This window comes from Ruminococcus sp. RTP21484sp1_RTP21281st1_A8_RTP21281_210402 (assembly GCF_040914025.1).
Lineage (GTDB): Bacteria > Bacillota > Clostridia > Lachnospirales > Lachnospiraceae > Blautia_A > Blautia_A faecis.
Genome location: NZ_JBCPGE010000004.1, coordinates 43,926 through 61,574, shown reverse-complemented (window position 1 = coordinate 61,574; position 17,649 = coordinate 43,926). Strand labels below are relative to the sequence as shown.

The window sequence follows — 17,649 nt, the reverse complement described above, 5'->3', positions numbered from 1 at the left end:
TCTTTATTTTGCTTTTCGTTCTTCATAATATCTGACAAGCTTCAGCGCCGCCAACGCACTAAAAGTGCCTACAAGGGCTCCAGCCAGCACATCTGTAGGATAGTGTACTCCCACGTACAATCGGGACAAAGCGATCAGAACTGCCAGGACCATGGCTGCTTTTCCCCATTTTCCAGGAAAGGCTTTATAATATACGCCTGCACAGGCAAAAGATGCGCAGGTATGACCTGATGGGAAAGAATAGTCCTTCAGCCTGGCAACCAGAGGCACAAGTCCCTCCACAGAATCATAAGGTCTTATACGCGCTACCAGATCCTTAAGGCATAAATTCGTAACCACTGCCCCTATAGCCAGTGCCAGAAGTGCGGTCACTCCTGCCTTTCTTGTCTTTTTAGGAAAAAGAAAGAGCAGTCCCAAAACAATCCAGAACCAGCCTCCGTCTCCCAGAAAGGTAATTCCCTTCCACAGCCAGGTAAACAAATCACTTCTTAAATACTGTTGTATAAAAAGCAGAATCTGTGCATCAATATTATGTATCCATTCAAGCAATTCCATTTCTCCTCCACCCGCTTTCAATTCTGATTGCTGTCTATATACTTCTGTAATTTGTTTTTTATAACGGTTCAGCAGACAGTGTGTAACTGCGAAGGAACTCAACAGCTGCTTTACTTTGTCATTATAGCGTAAAAGACGGTTCGTGTGGTGCGAACCGTCTTAATTTCTTTTTTTCTTATTCACCTGCGTGATACAGGATCTGCTGAAGATATTGCCGATTCTGCTCAAGATCAGGAACCAGAACCTGCATGCCATCAATCGTCTGAGGTGTGTAAGCTCCTTCCTCCGGAATCCGGTACGATGCAATTTCATCTGTACCAATATTCATTACATCCATGGCATATCCTGTTATATCCCACAAAGAAAGATCCGTAGTAACCATTGGAAGAACGTCTTTAACCAGATCTGCAATTTCAAAAACTCCCAGATCTTTTATCTTTGCAAAGGCAGCCATAAGTACTTCCTGCTGCCGCTCTGTTCTTCGATAATCAGAATTTCCAATAGAACGGTTGCGGGCATGGATAAGTGCCTGTTCTCCATCCAGATGATTCATGCCCTCCTGAAGATTCCAGTCACTTCGAAGGGGCTGAGGATAAAGAACACTCTGGTCTCGTCCGCAGATATAATCTGCTTCCGCCTGAGTCAGCTCCAGATCTATTCCTCCAACCTTGTCAACCAGAACCTGGAAAACTTCAAAATCCACTTCCACATTTCCGTCTATCTTTACTCCGAAATTTTCTTCCAGAGTCTCATCCAAAAGATCCATTCCTCCATATGCGTAAGCCGCATTAATACGAGTAGTCGAATATCCAGGAATGGCAACATAAAGATCTCTCATAAAAGAGGTCAGGCTTACAGTACCCTGATCCTTGTCCAATGTGGCAAGAATCATGGAATCGGAACGCTGACGGGACTCTCCCTCTCTTTTGTCCTGTCCGATCAGCAAAATACTCTTGATATTGCTGGCATCAGCTTCGGCATCCGTATTCTCTGCCTTTACTGTATATGCAAACGCTGTACCCACAGCCGGGCTTTCCAGAAACAACACCGCGCCAAGACAGATAAGGGTCTTCTTCCATATGGTAGATCTCATATATTTGCTCCTATGTACATGTGCATGGTCAAAAAGGAATCTGTCTGCCGGTTCTTTCATAACCAGCAGTCGCTAATGATTACTGTTCACTCCGTTCACAGTAATCATTATTTTACTACAATTGTCAGAACAGCTCCGTTTGAAGCATTGCCATTGGAGTCAACAACATAATAAGTCAGTTCATAAGTACCCGGAGTATTCACATCAACAGTTCCAGTGATCTGAATCTTACGGTAAAGATCACTTGTTGAATCTTTATCGTCCTGAATGTCTTTGACATAACTCAATCTGTCAATCTGTGTTCCCTTGGCAATTTCAACGTAGTAAGTATTCAGATAAAAACGCGGATCCTGAGGGTTCAGCTGGTCAATCTTTTCTTCTTCCCTTTCCTGCGCTTTTTCTTCTTCTGTCATTTCTGGTTCTTCTTCATCTTCTGAATCAGTCTCATTTTCATCCTGCAGGTCTTCATCCGTATCTGCATCTGTATCTGTATTGTCAGAAGAAGTTTTGGTTTCTGAAGTAAATCCCATAAGATTTCCCTCGGAAGTCATATGATAAGTTACCTTTGTTACATTGTTACTGTTATCTTTTGCAACATAAACAACTGTAACTTCATCCCCTTTTTCATTTGGATAAACATTCTCAACTGTCAGGCTGGATGAAACATCTCCATCTCTGTCGTCAACAGCTTTTACCCCTTCCAGAAGATCTTCCGTTGTCATATCCGCAGTGTAGCTGTTTTTCTTGCTCTCCGCAATGGTAATTTCCGGTCCCTTACGATCCTGTCTCATATACAGCCATCCCAGGATTCCGGTCGTTCCTATTGCCACTGCCGCCATTAAAACAATCAACCATTTACGCATATCTGCAGCTCCTTATACTCAATTTCATCAGCGACGTTTTCTTGATTTCTGTTTCTTGGATCTGCTTTCTTTCTCTGAATATGGAATACTTCCCAGAACAGAAAGTCCAAGATAACGCTCTACATCTTCCTCAACCTTGATCGTATCATTTGTAAGATAAATGATGATCACAATCGCCATTGCAATGATAACACCTAAAAGTCCACCGATCACACCATTCTTCGCAAGACTTGGGCTGGCTTTTTCATTTGGGATGTTTGCGCTGTCAACTACGTTAACCGCCTCAATATCCATAACTGACTGAATGTGCTCTGCTGCCATATCGCGGATAGCATTGGCCATCTCACTTGCTGTATATGGATCTTCATCAGATACTATGATCGTTACAATACGGCTGTCTGTAGAAGTATCTACGGTCAGTTTGCCAAGCAGCTGCTGATAGGTAATATTAAGATTCAGCTGTGCAATTACACCTTCAAGAACTGTACGGCTCTTAATAAGTTCCGCATAGTCCTTAGTCAGCTGTGTACTGGTCTGCATATCTGCACTGGTCAGTGTATTGCTGTCCTGTTTATTCAGCACCATGATCTTCGTAGTAGATTCATACTGTGGAGTGATAAAAAGCATTGTTCCGATAATGGAAATCACACCCAGAATGATACCGGAAAGAATAATCACTCCCAGCCTGCTAAGAATCAGGTGAAAAATCTCACCTAAATCGATTTCAATTTCATCGTTATTATTTGTAACCTGATTTTCCATTCTTCTTCTCCGTTACCCTGTAATTTTCTTTACTTTTTCAAAACAGATACATCGTTTTCAACGACATCCCATATATAAAAGTCAAAATCTCTCGTTATTTATAATGCACTCCGGATTGCTGATAAAAATCATATCTGCGTAATCCGTTCCCATCATTTTTTCAATTTTGTCGTAACATTTGCCAATGTGAGGTGTTCGTTTGGCCAGATCATGACCGTCAGACCCTACAAAATCCAGCATTTCTTCTTTAATTACTTTCTTGCAGAAACGCTTGATCATAAAGCCATCCTCACCAATAATACTGTCCGCATTCATCTGGATATAGGCCCCCATATCCCTGAGTTCATCAATAAAATCCAGACCGCTTTTTACTACCGAATGATAGCGTTCTACGTGTGCAATAATAGGATAATAGCCCTTCCGGATCAATGCCTGCACCCGTTCCCTGATATAGGACTTTTCGTCTGAAGTCCGAAACTCCGTTAACACATAACGGGAACCTGACATGGTAAGTCTTTCCCCTTTTTTCAGACAGTCTGTCATATCCATGCTGGAATGAAGCTCGCAGCCCAGATACATCTGAATACCGTCTTCTCCAATCTCAGCGGCAGCCTTCCTCACACGAAGGAACTGCTTCTTAACCTGTTCCAGAGACGGCTCAAACATATCATATCGAAAATGCGGAGTGGCAATAATGTTGCGGACACCGTCATCATATTCCTTCTGGAGCATGCGTACAGATGTCTTAAGATCCTTCGCTCCATCATCTACTCCCGGAACAATATGACAGTGAATATCATAAATACCTTTCATTCGCTTCGCCCATTTCCAATCTCTTCATATAACAATCTCGAATAATGCCGAATCAGTATTTTCCGTATTCTCCGTACTTGCCATATTTGCCATATTTACCATACTTACCGTATTTACCATATTCCTTGGTATCTACCTTGTTCAAAATCGCACCGATGATCGGACAGTTGGTCTTCTCCAGCTGACCCTTGATCTCCTGTACAAAATGGTAGCTGATACTGCCGGATTCGATTACAATGACAGTTCCATCGCAGGAATCCGCCACAACTGCACAGTCGATTACTCGTCCAAGAGGCGGTGTATCTACGATAATGTAATCATATACATCTCTTACAACACGGATCATGTCTTTAAACTGTCTGCTTCCTAAAAGCTCTGCCGGGTTCGGCGGTACAACGCCTGAAAAAATAATGTGAAACTTGGGGAGATTAGTTGCGCAGATAACGTCCTGCAGTTTCGCCTGCTTGGACAGGTAGTGGGTCAGGCCCTTCACCTCTTCCTCAACCTGTACACGTCCCATAAGAACGGATTTACGAAGATCTGCATCAATCAAAAGTACAGATTTACCACTCTCTGCAAGGGAAGCTGCAAGATGGAAAGTCACATTACTCTTTCCTTCGTTCGGGGTACAGCTTGTAAATGCAATCACCTTTTTGTCAGCACCGCAAAACTGAATGTTTGTACGAAGTGCCTTATAAGCCTCATCCATGGATGAATCAGCTTTCCAGTCGCTAATTTTTACTTTTACCATAATTTTGTTTTCACCTTATCTATTTGTTATCCTGTAAATCTGCCATATTTTCCTTCTAATTTCCCACAAATCACGTCATGGCAGTGTCTGCCTAAATATTATACACTAGAAGTACCGCATTGGCTAGTACATTTTCGAACTAAATATGCACAATTTTTCACAAAAATTTCATATTATTCTTGGTTCTCTTCCTGAATCCCTTCTATATTCTGGACGGATGACCCCTCTTCCAAAAGATATACTTCTACATCAAATACACCGCTGTTCAATGCTTCCGCGTGACTTCCCATATAAATATCAATGCGGTTGTTCTTGATGGCGCCGCCGCAGTCTTCGGCCACATAGACCTGTCCATTGATGACTACTTTAGAGCCATAAGGAATTACAGTTGGATCTACTGCAATAGTGCGGTTCGTGGTAGCTGTCACACCTGTGGATGTGATTCCGTTTGCCCACGGACCGCAGCAAATGCTGCACTGGCAGTAATGGGTAATATGGAAAACACCAAGTGGACGAAGGCTGCTGTCTGCGGAAACCATAATCGGCTGTCCTTCAAGAACACCTGCATTTCCACCCGTCTGTGTAACACCTTCTACTGCTTCTGCAAATACGCCCTCTCCTGTACTTTTATGTATAATTCCTGCTTCTACAGCTCCATCTGAGGTTGCATCTGAAGTTACCTGATCCTTATCTTCATACCCCTCCAAAACAGAGGTTGGAATATATCCCACCTGTTCTTCTCCATTATCATCTTCAAACAGAATCCTGCTCCAGATATCATCAATAGTACCTGTCCGGCTGATTTCATCTTCTTCCAGCACTTCACCGATCACAGAACCCTCTTTTCTGCCAGGATAATCTAATACATCTGTATCTGCCGCTACTGTGACAGTATCCTGGACTTCCGTAATCTCGTCCTCGATTTTCCCGGAATTCTTTTTTTCGATAGCTTCTTCTGAAACTGTTTCTTCTTTATTATCAGTATTTTCCTGTGCTGTACCTGAAATGGCCGGACCGGCTATTTCCGCTCCAAGCGCAGAAACAGGCATACATGCGGAAACACATACTGCCATAACCAGAAATCTTTTTTTCATAAATTTATATCTCCTGATCTGTTCAATTTTCCCCTCTACTCTTTGTTTATCATAGCACAGCTATTTTCTTATTTCAAATCCCATCAGGCTTTTTAGAAATTTTTCACATTTATTATTGTAGCTTTTTTATTTTTTCATTAAAAAAAACATTATTTCATTTTTTTCAAAAAAACATTTGACAAAATAGATTTTATACTGTATCATATGTTTTGTCGCTGAGGAAAACAGTTGACAGCAATAAATGCGATAGTGGCGTAGTTGGTAACGCGCGACCTTGCCAAGGTCGAGACCGCGGGTTCGAGCCCCGTCTATCGCTCTGAAGCTCCGATTTAGTCGGAGCTTTTTTGTGTCTGAATCCGCCTTACAAAGCGGTCACTGTCTTTTGTATACTTCATAAGAAAATCCCGCTTATTCTTTCGGAAATAATTTATAAAGGACATCTTATTTTAAACAAAAAAGCCTTGTACAATTTGCTTTTCTATCTGAAGATTCTCTATTGACTCATCTTCCAATAAGAATTTTCAGTTCTTTGCACTTTGTACAAGACCTTTTATTACTTCATTTTATTATTCTGTCCAGAATCCAATATTTTTCTTAAAACATGTAAAAAAACTTTCCGCAAGATGTGCGTCTCAATTGCAGGAATGATTTTTCAGCTACGATTTAGTGATGGAATAATCTAATTCCGGTAAATGCCATTGCTATATTGTATTTATTGCAGGTATCGATTACGTCTGCATCTCTCACCGAACCGCCTGGCTGTGCAATATATTTCACGCCACTTTTGTAAGCTCGCTCAATATTGTCGCTGAATGGAAAGAACGCATCAGATCCTAATGTTACATCTGTCATCTGATCCAGCCATGCTCTCTTCTCTTCCTTTGTGAAAACTGCAGGTTTCTCTGTGAATGTCTTTTCCCAGTTTCCATCCGCCAGAACATCCATATACTCATCACCAATGTAAACGTCGATAGCATTGTCGCGCTCAGCTCTTGAAATACTTTCCTTAAATGGAAGATTCAATACTTTCGGGCTTTGGCGAAGGAACCAGTTATCTGCTTTCTGTCCTGCAAGACGTGTACAGTGAACTCTTGACTGCTGTCCTGCACCAACTCCGATTGCCTGTCCATCTTTTACATAGCATACGGAATTGGACTGGGTGTATTTCAGAATGATCAGGGAAACTTTCATATCACGCTTTGCTTCCTCAGATAATTCTTTATTTTCAGTTACGATGTTAGAAATCAGCTCATCATCAATTGCAAGCTCCTGTCTTCCCTGCTCAAAAGTAACGCCGAACACCTGCTTATGCTCTAATGGAGCCGGTACATATTCCGGATCGATCTGAATTACATTGTAGTTGCCTTTTTTCTTCTGTTTCAGAATCTCAAGTGCCTCCTCTGTATAACCAGGAGCGATCACACCGTCGGAAACTTCTCTCTTGATCAGAAGTGCTGTGTCTTTGTCACATACATCAGAAAGGGAAATAAAATCACCGAAGGAAGACATTCTGTCTGCGCCTCTTGCACGGGCATATGCACAGGCAAGTGGCGAAAAATTCTGCCAGTCCATATCCTCTACCCAGTAAATTTTTGCAAGCGTCTCTGTGAGCGGAAGACCAATGGAAGCACCTGCCGGGGAAACATGTTTAAATGAAGTAGCTGCAGGAAGTCCGGTTGCCTTTTTCAGATCACGCACCAGCTGCCAGCCGTTAAAGGCATCCAGAAAATTAATATATCCAGGTTTTCCGGAAAGTACTTTAATTGGCAGTTCACTTCCATCTTCCATGTATATTTTAGATGGTTTCTGATTTGGGTTACAGCCGTATTTTAATTCTAACTCTTTCATGGTTATCTCCTCCATTTTATCTTTTAAGGTAACGATTCAGTAGGTACTATTCCGTGAGGCATTCCGTTTTGTGAATATAATTTACCCAAAACGGAAAGCTTTATTTTCAGTGATTCTTGTTGATAATTTTTGATTCATATTTACCAGTCTCGATATCAATGTATCTCACAAAAAGTGAAACCTTATTGTCTTCATTCAGGCTCTCCCACAACATATCTGCAAACTCATCCATGTTATCCGGAATCTGAACAAGCTTCGGCTCGCCCTCAAAGCTTGGCAGCGGGTTTCCATCACATTTATAAGTATGGATAAAATGTCCCTCACCAGCCTTTGCATTCTGATATGCAAAAGTGTAACGGTTGCAGGAAGAAGGATCTCCATTATTGCTCTTTAAAATGGACATTGCATAACTGTAAGAGCCGTTCTCCACATGCATAATTCCGGAAATACGTGGTGTATAGTTTGGTGCATCTGGCTCAAACTCTCTGGAACGTAAAGACTGCTCGAAAGTGAGCTGATGATCCATTCCTTCGTAAATAGTGTCTGTCTGGTCACCGTTTGTCACGATTGTTTTATTTCCAAGTACGCGGACAGGTGCATAAATGATCAGGCTTGGATCTACCAGTTTGGAAGGGTCAAATGCCTGTGTGCGGATTCCCTCGCCATCCTCCACAAATACACGGTTTCGGCTGTTTTCACTTCTTCCCATAATAAAGTAAGCAGTAACTGCCTTCGTTCCATCAGCGCTGCGGCCAATGATGATTCCTCGTCCCGGGTAAGAATTTTCCTTCAGTTCTTTGTCCAATGCTATCATTTCCATGCAGATGTTCTCCTTTCGAAATTTACATGAGTATATTACCGCAGCCACCAGATTTTCATCAATAGTATAAATGTTGACTGCGTGTATAAAAAAACGCCTGGGAAGCCTCTCTTCCAGGCTGCCCAGGCGGTCGACACAATGATATTACTGCACTCCCTGTGGGTATTCCCACGATCCGCCAGTCATGCAGTTCTTTTTTATACTACAATATTTTTTTCGTTATTTCAAGATGGGAAATCTTTTTCTTTTATGTACAATTTTTTTGTAGCCACTGTTCACACCCTTCGCAACAGTGCACTTCGGAATGCCTGCATGAGCGAATTTATGGATATAATCCGTACTCTCTTCTCAGGAAATCCCCATCAGGCCCTGATCTATTGTGATCTGTGCACTGATATCCGCCTTCATCCGCTCCCAGGCATCCGGATGATCCACATAATACTTGGGGCATTCCTTGCCTGTCACATCATAATGCCGGATCACCTGCTCTGAAGTCAGCCCAAATCGGGCGCACAGCCATGCAGCCAGCTTTACTACAGAATCATAAGTTTCCTGTTCAAAAACGCCGGTATCATCTTTATGACAGCACTCAATGGAAATACTGTCCACATTCCTTGAGTTAGTCGCATAAGACATCTCCGAGGTAGGAATACACTGGATCACTTCACCCTCCAGACCTATCACAAAATGGCTGCTTACTTTCGCCTCATGGGAAATGGAAAGATTCTCAAAATAATCCCTGTTATTCTGGGCTGTAGCACCAGGATTGGCTGTATAATGAATTGCTATGTAATCTGCTCTATTCAGGGGCAGCTGAGGCCTGGAATACTCATTTGGTGTCAATAATTGTACATCTATGTAGGGAGCACCCTGGGACATCCATTCTTCCGGTCCATAATTCGTATGATCATTCGTTTCCTGGAATGTCTCTGCACTTTCCTCCTGCTTCTGTCCATTCCTTACCATCAGAAGAACCATTCCTGTCACAACCAGAAGTAAAAGAAGCACCAGTAATGCCAGACGCTGATTTCTCTGACGGATCCTGCCACCCTTATCTGTTTTTTCTCTTTTGTTAAAAGAAGGCCGCCTTGAAAAAGACGGCCTTGCAGATTTTCTTTTCATTATTTGTCATCCACACTGTAGTTCGGTGCTTCTTTTGTAATGTGAATGTCATGTGGGTGAGACTCTTTCAGGGAAGCAGCAGAAATCTTCACGAATTTACCATTCTGTTTCAGTGCTTCAATATTCTCAGCTCCACAGTATCCCATACCGGAGCGAAGTCCTCCGATCAGCTGGAATACAGTGTCCTCAAGGTGTCCCTTGTATGCAACACGTCCTTCCACACCTTCTGGAACAAGCTTCTTGGCATTCTCCTGGAAGTAACGGTCCTTGCTGCCATTCTCCATAGCTGCAATGGATCCCATTCCACGGTATACTTTATATTTTCTTCCCTGATATAACTCGAAAGTTCCCGGGCTCTCATCGCATCCGGCGAACATGCTTCCCATCATACAAACGTTTGCACCAGCTGCGATTGCCTTGGTAACATCGCCAGAATATTTGATACCACCGTCTGCAATAATCGGAATACCATATCTCTTGGCAACCTCATAGCAATCCATGACTGCTGTAATCTGCGGTACACCAATACCTGCAACTACACGGGTGGTACAGATAGAACCAGGTCCGATTCCGACCTTAACTGCATCTACACCAGCATCGATCAGAGCCTTGGTAGCGGCTCCTGTGGCAACGTTTCCTGCGATAACCTGCAGCTCCGGATATGCAGCCTTGATTTCTCGTACAGCACGGAGGATATTCTCAGAATGACCATGAGCAGAATCAACAACGATGACATCAACATTTGCCTTCACAAGTGCGTCTACACGGGCAAGCACGTTGGCGGTAATACCAACAGCAGCCCCACAGAGAAGACGTCCCTGTTCATCTTTGGCAGCCAGAGGATATTTGATCTGTTTCTCAATATCCTTGATGGTGATAAGTCCTTTTAAGTTAAAATCATCATCTACAATGGGTAATTTCTCTTTACGGGATTTCGCAAGGATTTCTTTCGCCTCTTCCAGTGTAATACCTTCTTTGGCTGTGATCAGTCCCTCAGATGTCATGGACTCTTTGATCTTCTTGCTGAAATCTGTCTCAAACTTCAGATCACGGTTGGTAATAATACCTACCAGTTTCTTGCCTTCTGTGATCGGGACACCGGAAATACGGAATTTCGCCATTAAGTCATTGGCATCCTTCAATGTATGTTCCGGAGATAAGAAAAATGGATCTGTGATAACACCATTCTCAGAACGCTTAACCTTGTCCACCTCTTCTGCCTGCGCCTCGATAGACATGTTCTTGTGAATGATACCGATACCTCCCTGACGTGCCATGGCAATCGCCATATTGTACTCAGTAACGGTGTCCATTCCTGCACTCATCATGGGAATGTTCAGTTTAATCTTCTTTGTAAGGTAAGTTGAAACGTCAACTTGATTCGGGATTACTTTGGAGTACGCCGGAACTAAAAGGACGTCGTCGAAAGTAATGCCTTCACCAATGATAGTACCCATTGCTTTTCCTCCCTTGTCTTATTGTGTCTTTGGTTTGTAGATTAGTGTAGCAAAAAACTAAAAGTGTGTCAATCTAGTAAATTAATCTAAAAATACTTTGCTCGGAGCAGTATTTCTCATGGTTTTTGCCAATATTTCATCTGGCTCGATAATTACTTTGCAGGTATCTGCGCCATCGCGGCAGACAATTGCAAAACGCTTATGTTCCGGATTTCCGGAGGAAAAATCCTGTACTTTCAGCTTCTGGTTGCTGTTGTAATAGTCCATTCTATGTGAGTTAAGAGGTGCCATAATATCACATTCTGTGATGTTCAGGCTTTTTACTCTTTTTCTCTTGGACTTTGCCATGATCTTGTCAATGTCAAGTTCTCCGTTTACAAACAGGTACTCAAATTCCAGATCAGTGCCTGGAAAGATAAAAAGATAGGCACAGACTCCCAGCACAATTGCCGCGATCAGAAGCAGGGGCATGATAAACAGACCTGCGAGTACCAGAAGCACGATCAGTGCAATGATACTGCCTTTTATCAGCCTGTCCTTTGCGGTCCGCTCTTTTTTTACAAGCAGCTCGGAATACAAATCGCTCATATTACAATTCTCCTTTGTTTTTTTTGCCAGCCGGCATGTTGTTCTAAGTATAACACACAAAAGTTTTCCTGTGAACATTGTTCCTGATAAAACACGGAATATTGCCAATACACAGTAACAGTAAAAAATGACTTTTATTGAATGCAAAAGGGCCAGCGTCTTTGACACCGACCCTTATGAGTTCTGAATTATACCTTCAAAAATCCTTTCATGGATTTTCCGTTCTGTTTTCCGCTGCCGGAAATTACATCATTCCCATACCCTGACCGCCAGCTGGCATGGCCGGAGTATCTTCTTTGATATTTGCAACAACAGACTCAGTTGTAAGCAGAGTAGAAGCAACACTTGTTGCGTTCTGAAGAGCACTTCTTGTAACCTTTGCAGGATCAAGGATTCCCTCGTCTACCATGTTTACATATTTCTCGTTCAGAGCATCAAAACCAACACCTGGCTCAGACTCTCTTACTTTGTTGATGATAACTGCACCTTCAAGACCTGCATTAGCAGCAATACGGAACAGCGGAGCTTCCAGTGCTTTCAGGATGATGTTTGCACCAGTCTTCTCATCTCCCTCAAGATCTGCCGCAAGTTTTGCAACCTCTTTGGAAGCGTGGATATATGCAGAACCGCCTCCTGCAATGATTCCTTCTTCAACAGCTGCTCTGGTAGCTGCAAGAGCATCTTCCATACGAAGTTTTGCTTCTTTCATCTCAGTCTCAGTAGCTGCACCAACACGAACCACTGCTACACCGCCTGCAAGTTTTGCAAGTCTTTCCTGAAGCTTCTCTCTGTCGAAATCAGATTTTGTCTCCTCAATCTGAGCACGGATCTGGGCAACACGATTGGCAATTGCTTCTTTATCTCCCATACCATCGACAATAACAGTATTCTCTTTTGCAACTTTAACAGATTTTGCACGTCCTAACTGAGCCATTGTAGCATCTTTCAGTTCAAGACCTACCTCGTCAGAAATTACAGTACCACCTGTCAGAATTGCGATATCCTGAAGCATTTCTTTTCTTCTGTCACCATAGCCAGGAGCTTTTACAGCTACTACCTGGAAGGTTCCTCTTAATTTGTTTACGATCAGAGTGGTAAGAGCCTCACCCTCAACATCTTCAGCGATGATAAGAAGTTTTGCTCCAGCCTGTACGATCTGCTCCAGCAGCGGAAGAACTTCCTGAATGTTGGAGATTTTCTTGTCTGTGATCAGAATATATGGATCCTCAAGGTTTGCTTCCATCTTCTCCATATCAGTGGACATGTATGCGGAAATATATCCACGGTCAAACTGCATACCTTCTACAAGGTCAAGCTCTGTGTGCATGGTCTTGGACTCTTCTACAGTAATAACACCGTCGTTGGAAACTTTTTCCATTGCATTTGCAACAAGCTCTCCGACTTCTTTATCTCCAGCGGAAATAGATGCAACGTTTGCGATCTGTTTCTTTCCGCTTACTTTCTGGCTCATGTTCTTAATTGCTTCTACAGCAGCATCTGTAGCTTTCTTCATACCGCGTCTCATAACGATCGGGTTAGCACCTGCTGCCAGATTCTTCATTCCTTCATGAACCATTGCCTGGGCAAGTACAGTAGCAGTTGTAGTACCGTCACCAGCTACATCGTTTGTCTTGGATGCAACTTCCTTGATCAGCTGAGCTCCCATGTTCTCGAAAGCATCCTCAAGCTCGATCTCTTTTGCGATTGTAACACCATCGTTTGTGATAAGCGGAGCACCAAACTGTTTATCAAGTACTACGTTTCTTCCTTTCGGTCCAAGTGTTACTCTTACGGTATCAGCAAGTTTATTTACACCAGCCTCCAATGCTGTTCTGGCTTCTGCGCCATATTTAATCTCTTTTGCCATAATGAATCATCCTCCTGATTTCAAGTTATTTATAAGGTTATGTCTTATTTCACAATTGCAAGAATATCGCTCTGTTTTACGATGATATACTCTTCACCGTCAAGCTTAACCTCTGTTCCTGAATATTTTGAATAGATAACCTTGTCGCCTACAGTAACTTCCATTTTCACTTCTTTGCCGTCAACGACTCCGCCAGGTCCTACAGCGATTACCTCTGCCTGCTGTGGTTTCTCCTGTGCCTGTCCCGGAAGAACGATACCGGATTTTGTTGTCTCTTCTGCTTCTAACTGTTTTAATACAACTCTGTCGCCTAATGGAACTAATTTCATGATCTATGTCCTCCTTTAGAATTGCTTTTCTTTTCCTTGCTAGCACTCATTATTGCCGAGTGCTAATCACTGTCCATTATATTATTGAATTATCGTTATTTGTGCAACTCTTTTCATAGTTGCATTTTTAAGTATATTCTTTTTTATTCTCTTTTATGCTCTTTTTTTCTCTTGTTTTCTCACTTTAAAAATTTTCTGAATTTTTTTCTATTTCGAAGCTTCTGAAGACTGCCTGGTAAAGTTTTTTTGTGAAATCATGAATTCCAACGAAGTTTCCTGTTATACACAAAAAAGAACTGCCCTCCAGAGCGTGTTTGAAAAAGCGTTCCTGCAATCTGCAACTTCACAATTTGCAGAAAGCCTTTTTCAAACACGTTCGAAGGAAAACAGTTCTTCTGTACACTTGTTTATTATTTATTGAATTCATTCAGGCCTTTTTATTTCTCTGGGCCTTAATCTCTTCCAATTCATCAAAGATCACTTCATTGAGAACCTTGATATAGGTTCCCTTCATACCGGATGACCTGGACTCAATAACGCCTGCGCTCTCGAACTTGCGGAGTGCATTTACGATTACTGATCTGGTAATACCTACTCTGTCTGCAATCTTGCTGGCAACAAGAATTCCCTCATCTCCGTCAAGCTCATCAAAAATGTGGATGATAGCTTCCAGTTCAGAGAAAGAAAGTGTGTTAAAAGCAGATTTTACAACCTGTTTCTTTCGGTCTTCCTCAGCATTCTCTTCATGTACAGCCCGCATCATCTCAAGACCTACAACTGTAGTGCCGTATTCACTGACAATAATATCCTCAATATCATATGGACGATCCTTGCGGTACATAAACACCGTTCCAAGACGTTCTCCTGCAATATCAATAGGATTGATGATTCCCTGATAGCTGCTGGAAACATGCTCAAAGCCAAGTGTCTGAAGATTCACGTTCTCTTTGGTAGATAATACCCCTAAAAAACGCTCATTCAGCAGAGGGTCAACATGACCGCCCACCTCATCAGCTATCAGCTCCTGGATTTCCTCAACTCCCGGGCAAAAGCTTACACCAAGCACCTTGCCTTTCTTGCTGAGAACCAGGATATTAGAACTTAAAGTATCCATCAGAACCTGGCAGATATCATTAAAAACCACCTTACTGGAACTGCTGTTATGGAGAAGTTTATTGATTTTTCTTGTTTTATCAAGTAACTGAACGCTCATTTTGTCCTCCCTTCGCTTTTGTTACATGAGAGCCTGTTTGAAAACCCACTCCCGCAATCTGTACGCTCCACTTTGCAGGAGATTTTGCAGAAAGCATTTTTCAGGCATGCTCTGACTTTACCTGTTATTCTAATACTACACGTTTTTCAAACTATTTACAAGCTATTTTTTACTATTTTTCAATTTTGTTTAGCTTTTCTGAAAATATCACGTTTTTGAAACTATTCATCAAACAATGGAAGTAATAGAGCTTTTATTTAAAAAATCCCCTGCAAAACATAATACAGCTGCCTTGCAGGAGATTTTCCCCGGAAATTCCTTAATTTGTTACTGCTCGCACCCTTCACAGCAACCTTAATTTTCTTTTTCATCCTTCGGCCTGGCTTCTACATAGCCACAGGTCTCCTGGCTGCACACCAGTTTATTTCCTTTTTCCACCATGTAGCTTCCGCACACCGGACATTTCTTATCCGAGGGCTTCTGCCATGACATAAAGTCACATTCCGGATTATCTTCACAACCGTAATACTTACGGCCTTTCTTCGTCTTCTTAAGCACCACTTCCTTACCACACTTCGGGCAGGCTACACCAATCTTTTCATAGTAAGGCTTGGTATTGCGGCATTCCGGAAATCCCGGGCATGCAAGGAAACGTCCGTGAGGACCATATTTAATCACCATATGACGACCACAGTTATCACAGATCACATCGGTCTCTTCATCATGGATGTCTACTTTCTCCAGCTCTTCCTGAGCCGCATCCACATCATGTTTCAGATCCGGATAGAAGTTCCGGACTACTGTCTTCCACTGTACCGTACCATTCTCCACACAGTCCAGAAGTCCCTCCATGGTAGCCGTGAAATTCACGTCCACAATGCTTGGGAACGCCTGCTTCATAATACTGTTTACCACCTCGCCCAGCTCTGTCACATAAAGGTTACGCTGCTCCTTGGAAACATAGCGGCGGCTGATAATGGTGGTGATGGTCGGCGCATAAGTACTCGGACGGCCGATTCCAAGCTCCTCCATGGTCTTTACCAGGGAAGCCTCTGTATAATGTGCCGGCGGCTGGGTAAAATGCTGTTCCGGCTTTAACTCTTTCAGTTTCAGCTTCATGCCTTTACTCAGGCTTTGGCTTAACACATTTCCCTTCTTCATATCCTCTTCCTGCATATATACCGAAAGGAAGCCTTCAAATGCTACCTTGGAAGCGGACACAGTGAACGTATAGTCTCCACCAGCCACTTTTACAGAGGTAGTCTCATACTTCGCAGGAGCCATACGGCTGGCCGCAAAACGCTTCCAGATCAGCTGATACAAACGGAACTGATCTCGTGTAAGGGATTCTTTTATCTGTACAGGTGTACGGCTGATATCAGTTGGGCGGATAGCCTCATGAGCATCCTGGATCTTCTGTCCCTTCTTCACTGTCTTGGCTGTTTCTGACACATATTCTTCTCCATACTGGCTGCTGATGTAGCTTCTTGCTGCCGCATCTGCCTCGTCAGAAATACGTACAGAATCAGTACGAAGGTATGTGATCACACCTACAGTACCGTTGCCCTTGATATCAACACCCTCATAAAGCTGCTGTGCCAGACGCATAGTCTTCTGGGTGGAAAAATTCAGTGTTTTGGATGCCTCCTGCTGCAGGGTACTGGTAGTAAAAGGAAGCGGAGCATTCTTGATTCTCTCGCCTTTTTTCACCTCAGAGATCTCAAATTCTTCGTTCTCAAGAACCTTAAGAATCTCATCCATCTCAGCTTTATTGTGGATATCCATCTTCTTGTCTGTTCCGTAGAATTTAGCCTCCAGAGGCTTTTTCTCGCCATCCACAAGGAATTCACCATTCAGGCTCCAGTATTCTTCCGGGATAAAAGAATTAATCTCCTCCTCCCTGTCACAGATGATGCGAAGTGCAACAGACTGCACACGGCCGGCACTTAAGCCTCTCTTTACTTTCGCCCAGAGAAGCGGACTGATGGTATAACCCACCATACGGTCCAGCATTCTTCTCGCCTGCTGTGCATCTACAAGATTCATATTCAGACCGCGTGCATGCTTCAAGGAATCCTTTACAGCAGTCTTTGTGATCTCATTGAAAGTGATTCGGTGCATTTTATCCGGATCTTCTTTCAGAGCCTGCATCAAGTGCCAGGAAATTGCTTCTCCTTCACGGTCAGGGTCAGTGGCAAGATAAATCTTATCAGCTTTTTTGGCTGCCTTGCGAAGTTTGGCAAGCAATTCCCCCTTACCACGGATGGTTATATATTTCGGCTCGAAATCATTCTCCACATCTATTCCAAACTGACTCTTGGGAAAATCACGGACATGTCCGTTAGATGCCTCTACCTCATAATTTGCCCCAAGAAATTTCTTTATTGTCTTTACTTTTGCAGGTGACTCAACTATCACCAGATATTTAGCCATACTACCTCTCCTACTTTGTATTCAGTCTACATACACTACAA

General features: G+C 42.8%; 17 protein-coding genes, 1 tRNA gene and 1 riboswitch. Of the genes, 1 reads left to right on the top strand and 17 read right to left on the bottom strand.

What is annotated here, in order from left to right; translation table 11 throughout:
- Nucleotides 1–3: 3 nt before the first annotated feature.
- From AB5170_RS02810 to AB5170_RS02780, 7 genes are all read right to left on the bottom strand, one after another.
- Nucleotides 4–555, bottom strand: a complete 552-nt coding sequence (locus AB5170_RS02810) for a phosphatase PAP2 family protein (protein ID WP_195409449.1) — start codon at nt 553–555, stop codon at nt 4–6.
- 175 nt (nt 556–730) lie between these two features.
- Nucleotides 731–1,648, bottom strand: a complete 918-nt coding sequence (locus AB5170_RS02805) for an LCP family protein (protein ID WP_195699908.1) — start codon at nt 1,646–1,648, stop codon at nt 731–733.
- A 107-nt stretch (nt 1,649–1,755) separates the two neighbouring features.
- Complete coding sequence (locus AB5170_RS02800; protein WP_195699909.1) at nt 1,756–2,511, bottom strand: immunoglobulin-like domain-containing protein; 756 nt, start codon at nt 2,509–2,511, stop codon at nt 1,756–1,758.
- 27 nt (nt 2,512–2,538) lie between these two features.
- Nucleotides 2,539–3,273, bottom strand: a complete 735-nt coding sequence (locus tag AB5170_RS02795) for a YveK family protein (protein WP_195699910.1) — start codon at nt 3,271–3,273, stop codon at nt 2,539–2,541.
- A gap of 81 nt (nt 3,274–3,354) precedes the next feature.
- Entirely contained in the window at nt 3,355–4,086 is a 732-nt protein-coding gene (locus AB5170_RS02790) for a CpsB/CapC family capsule biosynthesis tyrosine phosphatase (RefSeq protein WP_195699911.1), read from the bottom strand.
- 52 nt (nt 4,087–4,138) lie between these two features.
- Nucleotides 4,139–4,837 (bottom strand): CpsD/CapB family tyrosine-protein kinase, encoded by a 699-nt coding sequence (locus AB5170_RS02785; protein WP_195699912.1) that lies wholly within the window; start codon nt 4,835–4,837, stop codon nt 4,139–4,141.
- A 173-nt stretch (nt 4,838–5,010) separates the two neighbouring features.
- Nucleotides 5,011–5,931, bottom strand: a complete 921-nt coding sequence (locus AB5170_RS02780) for a 3D domain-containing protein (RefSeq protein ID WP_227198874.1) — start codon at nt 5,929–5,931, stop codon at nt 5,011–5,013.
- A gap of 243 nt (nt 5,932–6,174) precedes the next feature.
- Here AB5170_RS02780 and AB5170_RS02775 point away from each other — a divergent pair.
- Nucleotides 6,175–6,247, top strand: a tRNA-Gly gene (locus AB5170_RS02775).
- Nucleotides 6,248–6,594: 347 nt separating this feature from the next.
- Here the strand turns inward: AB5170_RS02775 and AB5170_RS02770 are convergent.
- From AB5170_RS02770 to topA, 10 genes are all read right to left on the bottom strand, one after another.
- Nucleotides 6,595–7,779 carry a phosphoribosylaminoimidazolecarboxamide formyltransferase gene (locus tag AB5170_RS02770; RefSeq protein WP_148462773.1) on the bottom strand — a complete coding sequence of 395 codons (1,185 nt, stop codon included), beginning with the start codon at nt 7,777–7,779 and terminating at the stop codon, nt 6,595–6,597.
- Nucleotides 7,780–7,885: 106 nt separating this feature from the next.
- On the bottom strand, nt 7,886–8,599 hold the full coding sequence (locus AB5170_RS02765; RefSeq protein ID WP_148462774.1) for an IMP cyclohydrolase: 714 nt from the start codon (nt 8,597–8,599) through the stop codon (nt 7,886–7,888).
- Between the two features lie 113 nt (nt 8,600–8,712).
- Nucleotides 8,713–8,795, bottom strand: a riboswitch (ZMP/ZTP riboswitch).
- A 152-nt stretch (nt 8,796–8,947) separates the two neighbouring features.
- Nucleotides 8,948–9,721, bottom strand: a complete 774-nt coding sequence (locus tag AB5170_RS02760; RefSeq protein WP_227198875.1) for an N-acetylmuramoyl-L-alanine amidase family protein — start codon at nt 9,719–9,721, stop codon at nt 8,948–8,950.
- A complete protein-coding gene (gene guaB / locus AB5170_RS02755) occupies nt 9,721–11,178 on the bottom strand; it encodes an IMP dehydrogenase (RefSeq protein WP_118579160.1) in 1,458 nt (485 codons plus the stop codon). The genes AB5170_RS02760 and guaB overlap by 1 nt, the downstream gene beginning before the upstream one ends.
- Before the next feature lie 81 nt (nt 11,179–11,259).
- Nucleotides 11,260–11,766: a DUF6106 family protein gene (locus tag AB5170_RS02750; protein WP_368361411.1), complete on the bottom strand. Its 507-nt coding sequence runs from the start codon at nt 11,764–11,766 to the stop codon at nt 11,260–11,262.
- A 244-nt stretch (nt 11,767–12,010) separates the two neighbouring features.
- On the bottom strand, nt 12,011–13,633 hold the full coding sequence (gene groL / locus AB5170_RS02745) for a chaperonin GroEL (RefSeq protein WP_118579166.1): 1,623 nt from the start codon (nt 13,631–13,633) through the stop codon (nt 12,011–12,013).
- A 44-nt stretch (nt 13,634–13,677) separates the two neighbouring features.
- Nucleotides 13,678–13,962: a co-chaperone GroES gene (gene groES / locus AB5170_RS02740; RefSeq protein ID WP_118579169.1), complete on the bottom strand. Its 285-nt coding sequence runs from the start codon at nt 13,960–13,962 to the stop codon at nt 13,678–13,680.
- A gap of 427 nt (nt 13,963–14,389) precedes the next feature.
- The gene (gene codY, locus AB5170_RS02735) at nt 14,390–15,175 is read right to left on the bottom strand and encodes a GTP-sensing pleiotropic transcriptional regulator CodY (RefSeq protein WP_118579172.1); all 786 of its coding nucleotides are present in this window, start codon (nt 15,173–15,175) and stop codon (nt 14,390–14,392) included.
- Entirely contained in the window at nt 15,156–15,272 is a 117-nt protein-coding gene (locus tag AB5170_RS02730; RefSeq protein ID WP_368361412.1) for a DUF6783 domain-containing protein, read from the bottom strand. Before AB5170_RS02730 ends, codY begins: the two co-directional genes overlap by 20 nt.
- A gap of 257 nt (nt 15,273–15,529) precedes the next feature.
- Nucleotides 15,530–17,608: a type I DNA topoisomerase gene (gene topA / locus AB5170_RS02725; RefSeq protein WP_195983261.1), complete on the bottom strand. Its 2,079-nt coding sequence runs from the start codon at nt 17,606–17,608 to the stop codon at nt 15,530–15,532.
- Between the last annotated feature and the right edge of the window lie 41 nt (nt 17,609–17,649).

Bases quoted from the DNA above. Each gene is read 5' to 3' on its own strand.
- AB5170_RS02810 (WP_195409449.1), bottom strand. From the start codon at position 555: ATGGAATTGCTTGAATGGATACATAATATTGATGCACAGATTCTGCTT.
- AB5170_RS02805 (WP_195699908.1), bottom strand. From the start codon at position 1,648: ATGAGATCTACCATATGGAAGAAGACCCTTATCTGTCTTGGCGCGGTG.
- AB5170_RS02800 (WP_195699909.1), bottom strand. From the start codon at position 2,511: ATGCGTAAATGGTTGATTGTTTTAATGGCGGCAGTGGCAATAGGAACG.
- AB5170_RS02795 (WP_195699910.1), bottom strand. From the start codon at position 3,273: ATGGAAAATCAGGTTACAAATAATAACGATGAAATTGAAATCGATTTA.
- AB5170_RS02790 (WP_195699911.1), bottom strand. From the start codon at position 4,086: ATGAAAGGTATTTATGATATTCACTGTCATATTGTTCCGGGAGTAGAT.
- AB5170_RS02785 (WP_195699912.1), bottom strand. From the start codon at position 4,837: ATGGTAAAAGTAAAAATTAGCGACTGGAAAGCTGATTCATCCATGGAT.
- AB5170_RS02780 (WP_227198874.1), bottom strand. From the start codon at position 5,931: ATGAAAAAAAGATTTCTGGTTATGGCAGTATGTGTTTCCGCATGTATG.
- AB5170_RS02770 (WP_148462773.1), bottom strand. From the start codon at position 7,779: ATGAAAGAGTTAGAATTAAAATACGGCTGTAACCCAAATCAGAAACCA.
- AB5170_RS02765 (WP_148462774.1), bottom strand. From the start codon at position 8,599: ATGGAAATGATAGCATTGGACAAAGAACTGAAGGAAAATTCTTACCCG.
- AB5170_RS02760 (WP_227198875.1), bottom strand. From the start codon at position 9,721: ATGAAAAGAAAATCTGCAAGGCCGTCTTTTTCAAGGCGGCCTTCTTTT.
- guaB (WP_118579160.1), bottom strand. From the start codon at position 11,178: ATGGGTACTATCATTGGTGAAGGCATTACTTTCGACGACGTCCTTTTA.
- AB5170_RS02750 (WP_368361411.1), bottom strand. From the start codon at position 11,766: ATGAGCGATTTGTATTCCGAGCTGCTTGTAAAAAAAGAGCGGACCGCA.
- groL (WP_118579166.1), bottom strand. From the start codon at position 13,633: ATGGCAAAAGAGATTAAATATGGCGCAGAAGCCAGAACAGCATTGGAG.
- groES (WP_118579169.1), bottom strand. From the start codon at position 13,962: ATGAAATTAGTTCCATTAGGCGACAGAGTTGTATTAAAACAGTTAGAA.
- codY (WP_118579172.1), bottom strand. From the start codon at position 15,175: ATGAGCGTTCAGTTACTTGATAAAACAAGAAAAATCAATAAACTTCTC.
- AB5170_RS02730 (WP_368361412.1), bottom strand. From the start codon at position 15,272: ATGCTTTCTGCAAAATCTCCTGCAAAGTGGAGCGTACAGATTGCGGGA.
- topA (WP_195983261.1), bottom strand. From the start codon at position 17,608: ATGGCTAAATATCTGGTGATAGTTGAGTCACCTGCAAAAGTAAAGACA.